The following is a 17,223-nucleotide window of genomic DNA, read 5'->3' as shown; positions in this document are numbered from 1 at the left end:
TGGGCTACCGCCAGCACCTCGTCCGCTCGATCCTCGCCCTGCGCGAGCAGGGCGGACTCGACCTCGGCAACGGCGAGACCCTCTGGCCCGAGCCGCAGGCTGCGCGCCCCGCTCACCAGACCGGCTGCGCCGGTCTGGTGACGCTCCGTCCGCTGCGCTCCCGGAGCTAGGGGCCTGCGGTTTCGATGGTGGCTTCCGCTGCGCGCCAGCCACCTGGTGGCGCTGCGCGCCACAGGCCGGACCCGCTGCGCGGGCCCGGTAACGGGCCTTCGGCCCGGGCGCCTATAGGGACGGGGGCTTGTGTGGTCCGGTGATGGGCTGTCAGCAGACTGCGGGCTCGCTCTGTGGCGGGCGCAGAGCAAGAAGGGTGATGGGCCCTCAGGCGTGAGCGTGACGGTGGGTGCTCGGCAGCTTGTGCGGGGCAGCATGGTGCACGGGCCGGCCCGTCGCGGGAACGGCGAGGCGCCGCAGGGCGAGGCTCGCGGTGACGAGCAGTACGGCGAAGACGGCCAGGAGGAGAACGGACACCCACATCTGCCGGCTCCCGGGGGCCTGCCCACCGGTCCAGAGGGCGGACCCCGCCCACAGCAGAATGCCCGCAGCGTAGAAGGAGCGGATACGGCGCAGTTGCCGCACGGCCCGCAGGAACTGGATACGTTCGGTCTTCGGTGCCATGCGGCACCGTGTACCCCCGATGCGTGATGCCCATCAGGGGCGGACGAGATCTCGTGGAAAGAGTTCTGCCTAGGGGTTTCACAAGTCCGCATCTCCATGTGATGCAGCATGTAGCATTGGCGTAAATCTAGGACACCCGGTAGCAGGGTCGGAGGACACAGTGCCTCGGTACTTTGCGCAGGCAGCGGCCTCTTACCTGGTATCGGCCGGGCTGAACGCGGCGGTATTCGCCGTATTGAGGAGGAGCGGGGTTGTGGGCTGGTACGTGCTGGTGGAGCGGGTCAAGTACGGGGAGTGGAGCCTGGTGGACAAGATTTCCGTGGAAGGCGGAAAGGAGGCGGCTCTTGCGCGTGGTGAGGAGATCACTCGTACCCGTCCTCCGTCGGGCAGTACCGCTTCCGACCCGTGCGGCCGGCTGGTGTTCCGCACTTCGCCGACGAGCTGGCTCGTTGAGCTGACCGAGTCGTCCTGGGCAAAGGGTGACAAGTCACCGACCACGTACACCGAGCACTTGAACATCCGTGTGGCCGAGCTCGTTCACGTGCAGGAGTTGGTCCCTGCAGAGCCTCCCAAGAACGGCCGCTTCGGCCGGTGAACCCATCGCGCTGCCCTTCCTTCGCACCGGCGGAAACCCCAGGGAGTGCGCGTACGAAGGGGCGCGAGCCTTCTCTCCTCGGCTCGGGCTCCGCCTGGAGTGGCCGACCGTGCTGGAGTACGAGGCCCCCGCGGGAGCGCCGGCCGAGGTGGTATAGGCCGTCACGGCTGTACTTGCGGCACTGTGGTTTGGCGGCTTCAAGGCCGTGGCCGCCTGTGACCTTGAGGACGAGCTGTCCGCGCGCGGCGGGATCGACAGGTACCCGGCCTGATTCTGCCTCTGTCTCTGGCGGGTCCGTTGCTTCTATGAGCTCGTGGTGGAGAATATGATGTCACCCGGAAAAAGGAAGGGTCGAATGCTGTGATCAGTCTCCGGGAACATCAGGTGACCCAGAAAACAGCAATCCGGGAATGGGTAAAATTCTCTGCAAGATCGTCTGTGCCGGCTCAGGGGGCGCGGGGCACGCTGTTGTCCGCGACCGGGTCGGGGAAGACGATCACGGCTGCCGCGAGCGCGCTGGAGAGCTTCCCGGCCGGGCGGATTCTCGTGACCGTTCCCACCCTGGACCTGCTCGCGCAGACTGACATCAACACCGCAATCCCGCTGACGCCCACCCACTGCCACCCCACCACCCACTCACAGGGGTATCAGCATCAGCACCCATAGGACCCTTGAATGTTCAAGGGAGGCAGCTACTGAATTCAGAAACTGCCCAGGTCACGTCGGTGGTCGTGCGGACGGCGTCACTGCCAGCGCCCCGGTACTCAAACCCGGCAGCATTAAGTAGTCAGGGGCACGGGGGGGCACGGGGATCACCTACGGACATTCGTAGGTGGAGCGATCTGCGTGAGGCACTCACGTGAGTGCCTTCCCGACCTTAAGGACCATGAACCAGTTGCTGAAAAAGCAATTGCTGGGGCGCTTCGGGGCTGCCGCCGAGGGTCTGAGGAGCGGGGCACGGCGTTGAAGGACGCCCCGGGGCGGACGGGGAGGCTGGCCACCTGTGACGGGGTCCGCTAGTCGGCTAGCGGACCCTCGCCGAGAAGAACGACCCGACGGTCGACGACCGACCAGGAGGACGAGGAGATCGGCCAGGCGGCCGCAGCCCGTCGAGGAGGTCCCGGGAAGACGAGGAGGCCTTGGCCCGCCACCTCCCTTGAACGTTCAGGGGTGAGGGGGGCACCACTTCGTAACGTTCCTCAGTGCTGTTCCCCTGGGGAACAGCACCACCTACGGAGAATCCGTAGGTGCGACTCTCGCGAGGTGCTCACGTGAGTACCGCGCCCCGGTCTGAGCTGGGGGTTCGCTAGTCGACTAGCGAACCCCCAGCTGAGACCGGGGCGCGGACATCAATCGCCGGATTTCGGGCTTTGAGTCTCCGCAGGAGGGCTCGTTCCGGCCGCCGGAAGGGCTTTGACCAGGGGTGCAGGCGGTTCGGGGGGAGTTTGTCGGCAGGGGACGACGTCGTGTCCGTCCTCACGGTCCCTCGCCAGGACTCACCAGTCCTCACTGGGGTCCGGTGGTGCCTATTGGTACCTGGCTCGGCTAACCTGACGGGGACGCTCTGTCTGCGGCCGCTTCGGCGGGGTGGAAACGACGAAGGCCCGGAACCGGTTGCCGCCAGTCCCAGGCCATCGCCTCACAGAGTGTGACTATCGAGCCCGGCCGACTGATTCGCGGCCGGGCTCAGTCATGAGCCGACCATCTCGTCCGGTCCCGTTCACCTCTAGCCCAGCCAGAGGGTCACGACCCTGTCGATGATCTCCGCGACCAGCAGCGGCGCCAGCCAGTCGACCACCGCCTGCCAAGCGCGGTGCTTTTTCTGACCAGCCGGAGGCTGCTCGTTCTCGGGCATCATCTGCCCCTCCCAACGCGGCCCGTTGGCCCTGGGCCCCAGGGCACCGCCCCTTATCGGGACGGAGACTTGAGGACCGGTCTCGGAAGGAACGACCACCAGCATAGAGGCTCGGCGACGCCCCGTCAGAAACGGGACCACTATCCCTGGGCGGCCGATGACATGCAACCACTAGATCTTGGGTGAAAGATGCCCGCACACTCTCGGCGTGTCGCACACGGCGAAACGGACATCGGGTGTAGGTCGGTCCATAGATCGGCGCGGTAGCGCACGATGCCAGTGGTAGTCGAACGGGGAGCCGGGGGTAGAGAAGAGAGCCGTCACAACCGCGCCGGGGCGGCCCGGTGGTACTGCCCCCAGGACGCGCTGGGCATCGGGCCTCGCCCGCGCACGCCATATCGGCGCGGGCTGGCCCGACCTTATCCGGACGGGGCAAGTACGGCGCCGGGGTCGGCGGGCCCGTCTCCGAGAGGGCGCCGGCCGGTACGCGGCGCGGGCGCCGGGGTGGTATCGGGGCGGCGGTCCACTCACCGGCGGCGGCTAGGTCCGCGACGGTACGGGCCCACCAGCCGGACGGAGGCCCGTCGGGGCCGGTGGGGCGAAGGGCGGGGAGCGGTGGTCGGTGGGCTGCCTTTCAGGCCGCCCAGGCCAGTGGTGTGCCGAAGACTTCGTCGAAGGAATGGGCTTGGCGGGTGGCGACCATGACCCATGCGCCACTTCGGTGTCGCCGTGCGTGGGCGGTGTAGTGGTGGACTTCGGCCGGGGTGAGGACCTTCAGGTCGCCGAAGACGTAGTACAGCGGGGTGGGGGCGTGGGCTGCGGTGAAGAGCAGGCCGGCGGTTAGGGCGGCGCTGCTGATGGAGTACCGGTCGGTGTGGGTGCTGGGCATGCGGTCTTTGGCGTCGATGGTGACGAGCTCGCCGTCGCGGGCGGCGATGAGGTCGGGAAAGTAGCGCAGGGCCGAGTCTGTACGGGCAAGAGTGTGCCGGATCGGCGGCGCGTAGGTGCCCTGCCCGCAGCGCTGAACTGTCCATCCGCGAGCGCGGAGCGCGGTGGCGACGCGTGCTTCGTGGGCTTCGCCGACTTGTTTGCGTTCCTGCCATTGCGTCACCACGTGTGCCCCTTCCCGATCCACCGCGGGTGATACGAAAGAGATCTAGTTTCGTGCTACCCCCCTGGCTATGATGCCCTTCATGGCGGCATACGTAGACCCACGGTTTCGTCCCACGCTCTGGCCTGGAACGCCTGTGCCCGCACCGGAGTTGACGCCTCTGGTCGGCGCGCGGGTCGAGGGGGACTGGATCGTCTGGGACATCCAGCGACCTGCTCGCGGGCCTTCGGGTCCGCTGCCCGAGGACTTCTATCTCCGTGAGCTGATGGACCTCGACCTCGACGACATGGACACCGTCGCCGACTGGATCGCCACATGGGGTCAATTCGGAGACAGCTTCTTCGAAGCGGCCACGTGGGACGAGGAGGACATTCGGCTGTTGTCCCACGCCCTCGCCATCGAGCGTCCCGACCGGGTCGGCGGTGAAGTACACCGTGACGTCGTGCGCCTGCACGCCCGTCAGGCGCAGAAAGCGATCAGTACCTGGCTTGCCTGCCGCCAGGAAGGCGGGCTCGAGCAGCTGGTGGCCTCCGAGGTCACCGAAGAGCATCTCGCCGCCCTGCGCGCGGAGAACCCGCATCTGGGGGGCACGTGGCCCCGCGACCTGGAGGAACTCAGCGGTGTCCTGATCTCTCTCAGGCTCCAGCACCTCGAGCGGACCCTCAACGCCGCCTTGCACGTCTTCAGCATCGGCATCGGCACCCTCAGCGAACGCCGGCCCACAATCTACGCCGCCGCCTTCCTCCAGCTCTACAACCACCTCGCCGAGAACGCCACGCTCCGCGAGTGCGCCAACGAGACCTGCCGCCGGCCCTACGTACGCCAGCGCGGCCGCGCCGAGTACGGGCAGAACCGCACCACCGGCACCAAGTACTGCACCCGCGAATGCGCCCGCGCCCAAGCCCAACGAGAACACCGACGCCGCCGCAAAACAGCCGCGAACCAGACCTCTGGCGTGCTCAACACCGACCAGCACACGCCCAAGGGGACGCGTCCGTGATCCACCTGCATGAACACCAGATCACCCAGAGGTCGGCGTTCCGCAAATGGGTGAGTTTCCCTACAAGGTCACCGGCACCCCCGCAGGGCGCCAGAGGCACGATCGTGTCCGCGACCGGCTCGGGCAAGACGATCACCGCTGCCGCGTGCGCGCTGGAGAGCTTCGCGGACGGCCGGGTCCTCGTGACGGTCCCGACCCTGGACCTGCTCGTACAGACCGCCCAGGCGTGGCGCGCGGTAGGCCACCGGGCCCCCATGGTGGCGGTGTGCTCGCTCGAGAACGACGCGGTGCTGGGCTCGCTGGGGGTCCGCACCACCACCAACCCGATCCAGCTCGCCCTTTGGGCGGGCTCCGGGCCCGTGGTCGTGTTCGCCACGTACGCCTCCCTCGTGGACCGCGAAGACCCGGACGACCCGACGGGCCAGCGGAAGGTTCGCGGGCCGCTGGAAGCCGCCCTGGCGGGCGGAGAGCGCCTCTACGGCCAACGCATGGCGGGCTTCGACCTCGCCATCGTGGACGAGGCCCACGGAACCGCCGGTGATCTCGGGCGGCCGTGGGCGGCGATCCACGACAACACCCGGATTCCCGCCGACTTCCGTCTCTACCTCACCGCCACCCCCCGCGTCCTCGCCGCACCCCAGCCGCGCAGGGGCACAGACGGCCAGGAGGCGGAGATCGCGACCATGGCCGACGACCCGGACGGCACCTACGGCGCGTGGCTCGCAGAGCTCGGGCTCTCGGAGGCGATCGAACGGGGCATCCTCGCCGGATTCGAGATCGACGTGCTCGAGATCCGCGACCCCTCCCCCGTCCTTGGAGAATCGGAGGAGGCGCAGCGCGGCCGGCGCCTCGCACTGCTGCAGACCGCGCTCCTGGAGCACGCCGCCGCGTGGAACCTGCGCACCGTCATGACGTTCCACCAGAAAGTCGAGGAAGCCGCCGCGTTCGCGGAGAAGCTGCCCGAGACAGCCGCCGAGCTGTACATGAATGACGCCTCCGACGCCGACCTGGCCGCCGCCGAGAAGCTGCCCGCGTCGTCGATCGACGCGGCCTTCTACGAGCTGCAGGCCGGCCGCCACGTACCCCCGGACCGGGTGTGGGCGGCGTGGCTGTGCGGCGACCACCTCGTCACCGAGCGACGCGAAACCCTGCGGCAGTTCGCCAACGGAATCGACGCGAACAACCGGCGTGTGCACCGCGCCTTCCTCGCCAGCGTTCGCGTGCTCGGAGAGGGCGTGGACATCACCGGCGAGAGGGGGGTCGACTCGATCTGCTTCGCGGACACCCGCGGCTCCCAGGTGGAGATCGTCCAGAACATCGGCCGGGCCCTCCGGCTTAACCGCGACGGCTCCACCAAGGTCGCCAGGATCATCGTGCCGGTGTTCCTGGAGCCGAACGAGGACCCTGAGGACATGGTCGCCTCCGCCAGCTTCAAGCCGCTCGTGGCCGTGCTCCAAGGCCTGCGCAGCCACGATGAGCGCCTAGTGGAGCAGCTCGCCTCTCGGGCGCTCACGAGCGGGAAGCGCAAGGTGCACCTGCGGCGGGACGAGGAAGGGCGGATCGTCGGGGCCGGCGGCCCGGGCGACGGCGAGGACCAGGAGCACGACGAGGACACCGACGCCGCGGCCGAGTCCGCGCTGCTGCACTTCTCCAGCCCGCGCGACGCCGCGACGATCGCGGCGTTCCTGCGGACCCGGGTGTACCGGCCGGAGTCGCTGGTGTGGCTGGAGGGCTACCAGGCCCTGCTGCGGTGGCGGAAGGAAAACGGGATCACCGGCGTCTACGCCGTCCCGTATGACGTCGAGGTCGAAGTCGGGGCAACGAAGGCGTTCCCGCTCGGGCGATGGGTCCACCAGCAGCGAAAGGCTCTGCGGGCCGGGGAACTGGAGGAACGGCGCAAGACCCTCCTCGACACACCCGAGGCCGGCATGGTCTGGGAACCCGGCGAGGAAGCCTGGGAGGCCAAGCTCGCCGCCCTGCGGGCCTACCGGCGGGCGACCGGGCACATCGCGCCCCGGCAGGACGCGATGTGGGGCGAGGGCGAGGCCATGGTGCCCATCGGGCAGCACATGGCCAACCTCCGCCGCAAGGGCGGCCTGGGCAAGGATCCGAAGCGGGCGGCGGAACGCGCGGAGCAGCTGGCGGAGATCGACCCGGACTGGAACTGCCCTTGGCCGCTGAACTGGCAGCGCCACTACCGGGTGCTCGCCGACCTCGTCGACACCGAAGCCGGCGGCGTCCTGCCCTACATCGCGCCGGGCGTCATCTTCGACGGCGACGACCTCGGCCGGTGGCTCCAGCAGCAGCAAAAGCCCGGCATCTGGGCGCGGCTTCTGCCTGGACAGCAGGAACGCCTCACCAAGCTGGGCGTCAGGCCTGCTGAGGCCCCGGCAGCCGTTCTTCCGGCGAAGGGGGCGTCGAAGGCGCAGCAGGCGTTCCAGCGCGGGCTCGTTGCCCTCGCGCAGTGGATCGAACGAGAAGGCGCCGAGCGGCCCGTGCCCCGCGGACACGGTGAAGAGATCACCGTCGACGGCGAGAGCAAGCCGGTCACCGTGAAGCTCGGTGTGTGGGTCTCCAACACCAAGGCCCGGCGCGACAAGCTGTCGCAGGAGCAGCTCGGCGCGCTGCGGGGCCTGGGCGTGGAATGGGTGTGACCCCGGTGCCCCGCCGGTGAGCCGGCGCGTACGAGGGCGCTGGGACTTTGGTCCCAGGGCCTCCTGTGTGATGTTCCGTGTCTTGTCCCTGGTAGGGGCGTTGTCCTCGGCGAAGACAGTAGGCGGGGACGAGCGGGAGTGAGCGGTGAGCTATCACGGCGGAGGCGGCCCTGACTGGCCGATGATCGGCGCGATGCGGCGGGCGGAGCGGGAAGCATCGGCAGCTCGTTCGGACACGGCGCGGTGGAGAGAGCGGGCGGAGGAGCTGGCCGCGCTGGTCTACGAGATGGCTGACCGGGTCTGTCCGACCCATACGGAAGGGGACTGCCAGTGCCGCAAGTGCTGGGAAACCCGCGTCGGCCGGATCTTCGGTGTCGGCGCTGTACCCCGGCCTGGGGCAGGCGCCGGCGCAGGCCAGGCGGGTCAGTTTTGGGACCTCGTCAACAAGATCTCGCGTGAGGCTGAGGAGCGTCGTCGGCCGACCTGAGCGACTTCCACAGTCTGGGCAGCTGTGCCCCCTTCATGACGTCAGATCTGTGCTGTTGGGCCCACGTACAGGTTGGTCCGGTACGTCACCCGGGCGGCTGCGTGTCGTTACCCGCTACGAGCGCTGAAGCGCTGTCGAGCTGCGGGAGGCACCGAGTGGTCACACTCAATATCGAGTGCATGTTGTTCGAGGTCGACGGAATGTGGCACGAGGTGAGACTCGATGCCCCGCTGCCCGCGCTGACGGGAGTGAGCGGGACGGGCAAGAGCACGACGCTGGAAGTGGTGTGGTGGACGCTGGCGGTGGAGAGCGCGAGGCTGATGGACGCCGCGGCGTTGTGCAGTCGCGTCGGGTTCGTCGCCCGGATCGGCGGGGAGCGATGGCAGGTCACCCGCAGCACGGTGGACCGGAAGGAGGACGTGTCCTTCGTCCAGGGCACGCTGAGTCTCCCTGAGCATCACCCGGTAAAGCGCAGTGATTCCCGCCGGTCGGCGGCCGATCACTTCCAGGATCTCCTCGGCATCCCCCGGCTGGGCGCCGGACGTACGCGCGTGACGCTGGACCTGCTGGTGCCGTGGCTCTACGCGCGCCAGCGTGATCTGCCGAACGACTACCTCGGCCGGCAGAGCAAGGAGCAGCGGACCGCGGTGGGACGGGTGCTGCTGGGTGCCGATGACGAGACGGTCGATGCGCTGCGCCAGGAGTTCAGCGCCAGGAAGAAGGAGTGGGGGGCGGCGAAGAACCGGATGGAGCGGATTCTGCGCGACCGCGAGGAGCGTGACCTGCCGTCCGTCGAGGACCTCCAGCGCCGTAGCGAGCAGTGGGCCGCGCAGCATGGCCAGGAGGCCCTGAAGGCGCGGAAGGCCGGGGCGGATCTGAGTGATCTGCACAGCCGGATCGCCGCGCTCCAGGAGAAGGCGTCGGGGGCGGAGGAGGCTCGGCGGGCCGCGCGCGTGGCCGCCGACGACCGGGAGCGTACGGCTCGGGTGCTGGAGGCGGCCGCTGCCGAGGCGAGGGGGCGCCTGACCGGGTTGCGGGAGGCCGCCACCGATCCGAGTCTGTGCCCCACGTGTGTGCGGGCGCTCGATCTGACAGGGCTGTCGGAGGACGACTGTCCCGTGTGCCGGCGCTTCGACCCCGAGCGCCGTCAGCGTGCCGAGGAGTTCGAGCGGCGGATGGCCCGGGCGCAGCAGGCTGCTGAACAGTCGCGTGAGGCGGCCCGGCGCGCGGTGCGGGCGGCTGACGAGGCCCGTGGCCGGGTCAGTGACGCCGAGCGGATCGTCGTGGAGGCGGCGGCCGCGGTTCGGGCGTTTGCTCAGGATGTGATCGCGCCGCAGCAACAGGTTGTGGTGGAGGCCGAGGCCGCGGTACGGGAGCTGGCCGCGCGGCTGGAGCAGAACGCCGAGCACCTGCGCGAGGTCGCGGAGCTGACGGAACTGCGCGAGCGGCTGCCCCGGCTGGAGAAGGACAAGGAGGCCGCAGAGGCCGCGTACACCGCCGCCCGGCAGGACACCGATCTGATGGTGAAGCAGGGAACCGACCGGTGGTCGCGTCATGCGCTGCGCCGGATGCGGGCGTGTGACCCAGAGGTCCACACGGTCTCCATCAGTCCGGAGGACTTCTCCGTCACCATCAATGGGAAGTCGTTCGACGCGCGGGTAGTCGCCGGGCACGGGATGACCCGCGCGAACGTCAGTGTCCTGCTGGCTCTGCGCGATGCCGCCCGGGAAGTACCCGCGATGCCGGTGCCGCAGTTCCTGATCGTGGACGGCCCGTTCACCGGCCTGGGCGAGGGCCCGGAGGACCAGCGAAGCGGCAACGCGCTCCTCGACGGTCTCACCGACCTCGCCACCTTCGAAGCTCCTACGGGTGCTGGGGGGCAGGTCATCATCGCCTGCAACGAACTCCGCGGCACCCCAGGACCGGCGGTCCGGGAGATCCGCACCAACCTGGTTGACGGCGTGATCCCCGGCCTGCCCTCACGCGAGACCACCACGGTGTAGGTGGCGGTGTCGGGATGAGGATCGGTACAAGCGGCGGGCCTGAGCAGTGAGCATGAGGCCCGGAGCCGGTGCTGTGCGTACGCTGACGGGTGTCCTTGCAAGTCAGGGGTGCAACGCGGGCTCTGTTGCACCCCTTGTTGCAGGGCGGTGTTGCACGAGGCCCTACTGCACGTCGATGCAGGGCTCTTGGGCGCGAAAGCGCGCGCGGGTGTCCGGCCAGGGCGTCGCGCTGTCGTGCCCGGAGCAGCCGGCGCCTCCACACAGGGGGCGGGAGCCGGGCGCCGGCCTTCCGTTGTGCAGCGCCACCCGCCCGTACACCTCGTAGCGCTCGCGGCCGTCCTGACCGTCCACGAGTTCGCTGGCGAGCTCCTGCTTGGTCCAGCGTGCGAGGTCCTCGCCCGGGGCGTAGCGCCACCTGTGGAGGATCATGGCGATGATCTCCGCCTTGGAGTGGTCGTCCATCAGAGCGTTCCGCCGCTGGATGAGCTCATGCCGGAGCTCGTGCTCGGCCTCGGAGAGCGGAGTGGTCGCCCTGTGGATGTCCGCGGGGTCCGTGTCCGGTTCGAAGATCATGACGCAGTGGTCGTGCGGCACAGGGACAGCGATCTTGCCCGGGAACCTGGCCTGCGTCTCGGCGGCTTCCCGTACCCAGTTGAGGGCTTCGTGGTAGCCGAGGTCTGTGCCCTGCTCGCGTGCGGTGCGCTGGAGTTCGCGGGCGCGCTGCTGCTCGGTGGTGCGCTTGGTCATGGGCGGGTCCTCTCGGCGCCGGTCCTCGCCCCCACACGGCAACCCCGGCTCGATGGATCCTCAAGGTGCTAGTCACGCGGTCCGTCGATCCCGGAAGACCTTCCACCAGTGGTCCGGGCAGTGTGGGTGTCCGGGTGCGGTGTGGGCGTCGGCGAAGCCCAGGGCGTCAGCCCCGCGGGCAGGATACCGGCCCGGCCCCCGGCTCTTCGCCCTTGCCGGATGCGAGCGACCAGGGCGGTGACGCTGTCCGCGTACGGATCGATCGCTCAAGTGCGTGCCGAAGGACAGCACCGGGACGCTGGTGACTCCATCGAGGACCCGTGCCGCCAGCTTGTCGCTGGTGCTCGTCCAAGGGCTCATATCTTGCGGCAGCCAGCGCTGTCCCAAGAATGCAGGAAAGGCCGGGCAGGGGCAGACGACGTGGGAGAACTGACACGACGGACTGCAGATGCCGGCCCTGGCGGCTGGCCGCTTCGAGAGGCGGACGTGGGCCAAATAGAGCAGGGTTTGGAGCGTGCGTTGCGCACCCGGCCCCTTCCCTCAAGCACCGAGGCCCGCCTGCGTTTTCTGCTGGCAGCGCATCGGGGTTCCACCCGGCAGGTGGCCGCCGTGCTGGGGGTTTCGCAGCGCACCGTGCAGCGGTGGGTGACGAAGAAGCCAGGAGCACGTCGTCCCCCGGGTCCGGCGCACGTTCGGGCGATCGAGGAAGCGGTCCTGGCTCGGTGGCAGCCCCGGGTACGGGCACGTCGGCGTGCGCGGGCTGAGGCGGAGGGCTTCGTCTTCCATACCAGGGCGCGGTTCGGTTTCGCCGCACCGGCGGGGTCCTCGGACGATCCGCGGGTGCGGTGGATCACCCAGGATCTGCCGGGAGAGGTGGCTCGGGAGCTGTTCGCCGCCCGGGATGCCGGCGCGGGCGAGCAGCAGCAGACGGTGATCCTCGCCCGCGCGCTGGGGCACGCCTATTTCCGCGATTGGGGCCGCCGGGCCCACGGTCTGCACATCGCTTTCAGCGACGTCGAGTTCGCCGACTTCTCGATCGGATGAGCCCGGCCCGTCGCGTCACCAGGTCAGGGTGTTCGGCGCCGTGAGGGCCTGACTCGACTGGTCGGCACCGCTTCGTGCCGCTCGGCTTCCTGCCGCTCGCGCCAATCCCACTCCACACGGCCGACCGGGCCTTGGCGGCGGGCTGCGGGCGGCTGGGGCGGGCGCAGCTTGGCCGTCTCCGCCACGCGCAGCAGGTACGCACGGTCACCTGGCGCGGCGAGCAGTTCCTGGTCCTCGCCGGAGACGAGCCGGTTGAAGCAGGCCGCCGCTCGCAGGAAGACACCCGCCCAGGGTGGTACGAGGTGGGCGGCGCAGCCGTCGGTGTAGCGGGCGCGGTCGTGGAGGGCGAGCGTGGCCGCGGCGGTGTCGTAGTCGCGGAGGCGGGCGGTGGCGAGTTGCTGGAGGGAGGCGCCGGTGAAGAGCGCGGCGGCGACGGCCGCGGCCAGGCGCGGATGTGCGGTCGCCGTGTGGAGGCGGTGGGCGACTCGCTGGGCGGTGTGCGCGGTGAGAGGCACGGGCGGTGGGCGGTGCCGCCAGATGATCGGGGGCGGGGTGCACGGGTCGGTGCAGGGGCGGGGGCTGTCGTAGGAGATGAGGCGTTCCAGTGCGGGCAGGGTGAGCCACCGGCCGGTCGGCCCGGCTGGCTCGTCTGCGAGTGGGGGTTCGGTGACTGGTGTGCCGTAGTAGTGGCGGCAGGCTGCGTCGAGGTCGGTGGTGAGGGAGTAGTCGGCCGTCTGCAGGGCCTGGTGCAGGGCGGCGGGAAGGTGGGGGCGGTGGCAGACCAGGGTCAGGTGGATCCCGGTGAGGGCACGCAGCTCCAGAAGGCGCATTGTGCGGCGGGTGGTGAGACGGTGGGCGCGCAGGACGGTCAGCCGGGTGACAGGCAGGGCAGTCATCCAGGCGGCAGCGGCTTCCCAGGCGGGCTGACGCCCGGCGGGGAAGCGCCCGGTGAGCAGGGGCGGTTTGCCCAGGGCGGCGAGAAGGTCGTGGGCGAGGCCGGTATCGCTGGTGGTGCCCGGGCCGGGGTGCAGAGTGATCCGGCCGGACGGCAGGTGGTGGGCAGCCAGGGCGGTGCGGGTGTGGATCACGTCGTCATGGCGGTCGATGACCACGACGAGGGACGGCGGCCGCGCGGCGGGAGGCGTGGCAGTGGGGTGGTCAGGCAAGGCGGCTGAAGGCCCAGCGCAGCAGTTCCTGGTCCACGCGGGGGCGGCCGGTGCGTGCCAGGGCGGTGCGGGTGTGGGCGGTCAGCTGGGCCCAGGCGCGGAAGTTGCCGTGTGCGGCGTGGCTGTCGGCGAAGGTGATGTCCTCAGGGGCAGCGTCGGCCCAGATCGGGTGGAACAGCGGGATGACGTCGAGGACCTCGCTGGGGGTGAGGCGGGTGAAGTGCTGCCAGATGAAGATGCGGGAGGAGAGCATCGGTTCGCGGCGCAGCACGGTGTGGCAGCCCTCGCCACCGACGAAGATGATCGCGAGCTGGGTGGAGGGCTCGTCCCACAGGTAGCGGAAGTATTCGAACGCCTCCCCGTTGAGCCACTGGGCCTCGTCGACGAGGAAGGTGCGGGGGCGCTCGGCCAGAGCGGTCTTCAGCAGACGGTCGAATTCACTGGGGTGGCGCGGTGGCTCGCCGGCCAGGTCGAGCGCGGTGAACAGCTCGTAGCGCACCGCGCGGGCGGTGGGACGGGCCCGGAAGGTGACCCGGCGGACGTCCTCGTCGGGTTCGAGTTCGCGCAGGCAGGTGTTGACGGCGAGGGTCTTGCCGAAGCCGGCGCCGCCGTGGATACACATCATCGCGCGGGCGGCGACCGTGTCGCCGATGTTCTCCCGCGCGGTGAGCAGGGCGCGGGTGGTGACCACGGAGGCGTCGGGCAGGTCGACGTACTGGTAGGTGGCCGCGGTCACGAGGCGTCTCCGTCTTCAGTGGTCTGAGCAGTCAATCCGGGGGCAGGTTCGGATGGGACGGGAGCAGGCCGGCCGGGCGCGGTCCGGGTGACGAGGGATGGCGGGGTGCGCCAGTCGGCTGGGGGCGCGGCGGGCGGGATGAGGTCCGGCATCGCCAGATCGGACAGGTCGGTGCCGGCGGCCTGGGCGAGCTCGGCCTCGGCCTGCGCGGTGGTCAGGGTGCCGAGCCGCTGGGGGGCCTCGGGCTGGTTCACGGCTGCGTAGCGCTCGCGCTGGGAAGCTTCGAGGTCCTTCTTCAGACGGCGGCTGCGGGCGGCCCGTGCCCGCCGTACAGCGCTGACCTGTTCCTCGGTGGCCTGGTCGGCCAGGTCCGCAGGACCGAGGTAGCGGCCGGTGGCGGCGTGGTAGACCTCGATGCGGTGGTCGTGGTGGGGCATGAAGCGGACCCGGACCTGGATCCCGGACTGACCGGTCATCCACGGCCCCACATAGTCACGTTTCCTGAAGCGGATGCCGCGGGTCGTCAGCGTGCGGGTGCCGGCGTCCTCCAGGGTGAACGTCCACAGATCCGCCGCGGCCACGTCCCGTAGCGGGGTGGGATCGTCTTGCCACGCCTCAAGCGGAGTCCTGCCCCGCAACGGCGCGGGCTGGTGTTCGGTGTTCCACCACAGCGCCCAGGCGAGCAGCCGGGCGGTGAAGTCCTCGAAGCCGAGCAGTACCTCGTCCTTCGGGCGGGAGGCACGTTTGCCGGGGCGCGGCTGGCGGGCGTAGCCGGGCAGCGCGGCCAGGAACATGCTCTCCACCGACCGGTTCAGGCCCTCCACGGTGCCCTTGAGGTGCGGGGTGTAGGCGGGCAGGTCCTCCACCGTCACGTCGAGGAGATCGAACGCGGCGGTCACCGTCCGGGACAAGAAGTCCTTGCCACGGTCGACTCGCACTTTCTCGGGCAGGCCGCCGAACGGGCCGTAGGGATCCTCGCGCAGGACCGCGGAGCGCAGCGCGGCCAGCACCGACTCCCGAGAAGGATGCCCGGGCGTGACCGCGACGCCGGTGATCGCGTTGGTGGCGCAGTCGGTGAACCAGGTGATCCACGGCCTGCGGGCCCTGCCCTCGACATCGACCAGCACCGGAACCTGCACATGGTCGGTCTCCCACACCTGGTTCCGCCACCCCCGCGGCCGGGCCAGGAACACATCGTGCTTGCGCGCCGCCCGCTCACCACCGGCAAGACCAGCCCGCTCCCCCGGCGTCAGATCACGGTGGATCGCGCGGTGCAGCGTCGGGATCGAGGGAGGCGGATCCCCCTCGCCCCTGGCCGCGCGAGCGGTCAGCTCACGGTGCACCGCTGCGACGTTTCCCTTCCACAAGGCCAGCAGACGGCGCACTTCGGGGGTGACGGAGAAGCGGTTTTTACTCTGGGCCCGTGCCCCGGGCTCTGCGGCAGCTGACTCGTCATGCTCGGCAGAGGCAAGCCACCGCCACACCGTGCGCTCGGTCACTTCCAACGACTGAGCCATCAGCCGCACATGCCGCGTTGTCAGCTGCTGGTCCTGCCGCAGGGCGAGCAGCCGGCGCACAGCAGGGCCGCGCAGCGCCGACAGGGATGAGGAAGGCAGGCCTCCCCGCACGCCCGGGCCCTCCCCGTGCGCGCCGGAGCGGGAAGCGTCCTCTCCCGGCCCGGCCGCGCCGGTCACAGCGGTCCCATCAGCCGTGCGCAGGCCCGCTCCAGCATCCGGCGGTCCACCACCGCCCGGCTCTTGCCATAGGTCTCGGCGGTCAGGTGCGAGGTCAGCTTCGCCCAGGTCCGGAAATTGCCGTGTCCCACATGCTCGTCCACCCACACGACATCGGCCTCGCTCACGTCCTCCCACAGCGGGTGGAAGGCAGCCATCACCGTGGCCACCTCCCGCTGGCTGAGGCGCGGCACCAGCTCCCAGGTCAGCACCCGAGAGGCCAGCGCAGGTACCCGGCGCAGCGCCCGTTCGCTGCCCGCACCCGCGAGCACGAGTGCCGTGTCCGTGTCCGGGTGGTCCCACAGCCCGCGCAGAAACTCCAGCGCCGGTCCCGGAAGGCGCTGTGCCTCGTCCAGGACCAGCACGCGGGGCTGTCGGAGCGCGTTCACCAGCGTCAGGTCGGCCTCCCCCGCCCCGCGCGGCAGACGCCTGCCCAGCTCGAGGGCGTCCGCGAGTACCCGGCGCAGTTCGGGGACCGTCGGGTGCACACCGACGTGGACCCGGCGGACCCGGGCCGGGTGCGGCAGCTGGGACAGGGCGTACTGCAGCGCGACGGTCTTGCCCTGGCCGGCGTCGCCGTACAAGCACACCATCGCCCCCACCGCGGCCGCGTGCGCGACCGTCCGCAGCACCGACCGCACGGCAGGCGTGTGCACCACCTGCGCGCCCGGGACCAGGACCGGGACCTGTGCCAGATGCTTCTGCTCCCGCAGGAAGACCTGCCCGCCGGTACCTTGGCCGGCCACGACGTTCAAGCCCAGCTCGCTGAGCGGATCCGGCCTGCTCGGCCCGGCCACCACGGGCTCCCGCCCGACCAGCAGGGCCCGCCCTGCCCGTCGGTCTCTGCGGATCACCCGGTGCAGCGTCGACGCCGACGGCACCGAGGCCCCGCCAGCCGCGGCCAGCCGGCGTCTCAGCTCTGCGACGTTCCCTCCGACCTCGCCCAGCAGCGCCCACACCTCGTCCGACACCGCATACCCCTGCCGGACCGGCGCCTCCACCTGCCCGGTCGCCTTCGCCTGCTCCAGCCAGCGCCACACCGTACGCTCCGAGACACCCACCGTCTCAGCGACCGCACGCACATGCCGCGTGGCCAGCTCCCCCGCCTGCTGCCGCTCCAGCAGACGACGCACCACCAACCCCCGGGGCAGCACAGGACCACGACCGGCCCTTACCTCTTGATCCACCCCACGATCACACCGGCCGGCCCGCCTTCAACGCATAAGAACTCTCGAACCTGAGACAACATCAGCTGCCATGCGATAAAGCCCCACGACAGCGATCCCATCCATCAACCTCTCACCCCATGACAGCGGCCCACTCACCCGTGAACACCCACTGACCAGCCCCGCAACACCCATCCCCGGACCAGCGCGACCGACTCTCACCACCACCGACACCAACCCGAGAGATCGCA

Annotated in this window: 14 protein-coding genes and 1 pseudogene; 7 read left to right on the top strand and 8 right to left on the bottom strand. The window is 70.1% G+C overall.

What is annotated here, in order from left to right; genetic code table 11:
• Nucleotides 1-378: 378 nt before the first annotated feature.
• Nucleotides 379-675: a hypothetical protein gene (locus ABZ135_RS37545; RefSeq protein WP_356702677.1), complete on the bottom strand. Its 297-nt coding sequence runs from the start codon at nucleotides 673-675 to the stop codon at nucleotides 379-381.
• 253 nt (nucleotides 676-928) lie between these two features.
• Between ABZ135_RS37545 and ABZ135_RS37540 the strand changes: the two genes are divergently transcribed.
• Both ABZ135_RS37540 and ABZ135_RS37535 read left to right on the top strand, forming a co-directional pair.
• Nucleotides 929-1,270, top strand: a complete 342-nt coding sequence (locus tag ABZ135_RS37540) for a hypothetical protein (RefSeq protein ID WP_356702675.1) — start codon at nucleotides 929-931, stop codon at nucleotides 1,268-1,270.
• 360 nt (nucleotides 1,271-1,630) lie between these two features.
• Complete coding sequence (locus ABZ135_RS37535) at nucleotides 1,631-1,936, top strand: DEAD/DEAH box helicase family protein (RefSeq protein WP_356702673.1); 306 nt, start codon at nucleotides 1,631-1,633, stop codon at nucleotides 1,934-1,936.
• A 1,060-nt stretch (nucleotides 1,937-2,996) separates the two neighbouring features.
• Here ABZ135_RS37535 and ABZ135_RS37530 read toward each other — a convergent pair.
• Nucleotides 2,997-3,125 (bottom strand): hypothetical protein, encoded by a 129-nt coding sequence (locus ABZ135_RS37530; protein ID WP_356702671.1) that lies wholly within the window; start codon nucleotides 3,123-3,125, stop codon nucleotides 2,997-2,999.
• A gap of 634 nt (nucleotides 3,126-3,759) precedes the next feature.
• Nucleotides 3,760-4,236: a hypothetical protein gene (locus tag ABZ135_RS37525; protein WP_356702669.1), complete on the bottom strand. Its 477-nt coding sequence runs from the start codon at nucleotides 4,234-4,236 to the stop codon at nucleotides 3,760-3,762.
• A 136-nt stretch (nucleotides 4,237-4,372) separates the two neighbouring features.
• On the opposite strand from ABZ135_RS37525, the gene ABZ135_RS37520 reads away from it, so the two are divergent.
• The 3 genes from ABZ135_RS37520 (at nucleotide 4,373) to ABZ135_RS37510 (ending at nucleotide 10,380) form a co-directional block, all read left to right on the top strand.
• The gene (locus ABZ135_RS37520; protein WP_356702667.1) at nucleotides 4,373-5,236 is read left to right on the top strand and encodes a hypothetical protein; all 864 of its coding nucleotides are present in this window, start codon (nucleotides 4,373-4,375) and stop codon (nucleotides 5,234-5,236) included.
• Nucleotides 5,233-7,890 (top strand): Helicase associated domain protein, encoded by a 2,658-nt coding sequence (locus ABZ135_RS37515; protein ID WP_356702665.1) that lies wholly within the window; start codon nucleotides 5,233-5,235, stop codon nucleotides 7,888-7,890. The genes ABZ135_RS37520 and ABZ135_RS37515 overlap by 4 nt, the downstream gene beginning before the upstream one ends.
• Before the next feature lie 666 nt (nucleotides 7,891-8,556).
• Complete coding sequence (locus ABZ135_RS37510; RefSeq protein ID WP_356702663.1) at nucleotides 8,557-10,380, top strand: hypothetical protein; 1,824 nt, start codon at nucleotides 8,557-8,559, stop codon at nucleotides 10,378-10,380.
• A 162-nt stretch (nucleotides 10,381-10,542) separates the two neighbouring features.
• On the opposite strand, the gene ABZ135_RS37505 is transcribed toward ABZ135_RS37510, so the two are convergent.
• Nucleotides 10,543-11,127: a hypothetical protein gene (locus ABZ135_RS37505; protein WP_356702661.1), complete on the bottom strand. Its 585-nt coding sequence runs from the start codon at nucleotides 11,125-11,127 to the stop codon at nucleotides 10,543-10,545.
• A 219-nt stretch (nucleotides 11,128-11,346) separates the two neighbouring features.
• Here ABZ135_RS37505 and ABZ135_RS37500 point away from each other — a divergent pair.
• Together ABZ135_RS37500 and ABZ135_RS37495 are read left to right on the top strand one after the other, a co-directional pair.
• A pseudogene (locus ABZ135_RS37500) lies at nucleotides 11,347-11,763 on the top strand (hypothetical protein); the annotation flags it as partial.
• Between the two features lie 204 nt (nucleotides 11,764-11,967).
• On the top strand, nucleotides 11,968-12,171 hold the full coding sequence (locus ABZ135_RS37495) for a terminal protein Tpg-like protein (RefSeq protein WP_356702679.1): 204 nt from the start codon (nucleotides 11,968-11,970) through the stop codon (nucleotides 12,169-12,171).
• Nucleotides 12,172-12,194: 23 nt separating this feature from the next.
• On the opposite strand, the gene ABZ135_RS37490 is transcribed toward ABZ135_RS37495, so the two are convergent.
• From ABZ135_RS37490 to ABZ135_RS37475, 4 genes are all read right to left on the bottom strand, one after another.
• Entirely contained in the window at nucleotides 12,195-13,337 is a 1,143-nt protein-coding gene (locus tag ABZ135_RS37490) for a hypothetical protein (protein ID WP_356702659.1), read from the bottom strand.
• Complete coding sequence (locus ABZ135_RS37485) at nucleotides 13,330-14,073, bottom strand: ATP-binding protein (RefSeq protein ID WP_356702657.1); 744 nt, start codon at nucleotides 14,071-14,073, stop codon at nucleotides 13,330-13,332. The genes ABZ135_RS37490 and ABZ135_RS37485 overlap by 8 nt, the downstream gene beginning before the upstream one ends.
• Nucleotides 14,070-15,701 carry a transposase family protein gene (locus tag ABZ135_RS37480; RefSeq protein WP_356702655.1) on the bottom strand — a complete coding sequence of 544 codons (1,632 nt, stop codon included), beginning with the start codon at nucleotides 15,699-15,701 and terminating at the stop codon, nucleotides 14,070-14,072. The genes ABZ135_RS37485 and ABZ135_RS37480 overlap by 4 nt, the downstream gene beginning before the upstream one ends.
• Nucleotides 15,702-15,763: 62 nt before the next feature.
• The gene (locus tag ABZ135_RS37475) at nucleotides 15,764-16,939 is read right to left on the bottom strand and encodes an AAA family ATPase (RefSeq protein WP_356702653.1); all 1,176 of its coding nucleotides are present in this window, start codon (nucleotides 16,937-16,939) and stop codon (nucleotides 15,764-15,766) included.
• Nucleotides 16,940-17,223 lie beyond the last annotated feature (284 nt).

This window comes from Streptomyces sp. NPDC006339, from assembly GCF_040612775.1.
Lineage (GTDB): Bacteria > Actinomycetota > Actinomycetes > Streptomycetales > Streptomycetaceae > Streptomyces.
This window is presented reverse-complemented; position numbering and strand designations above follow the sequence as displayed.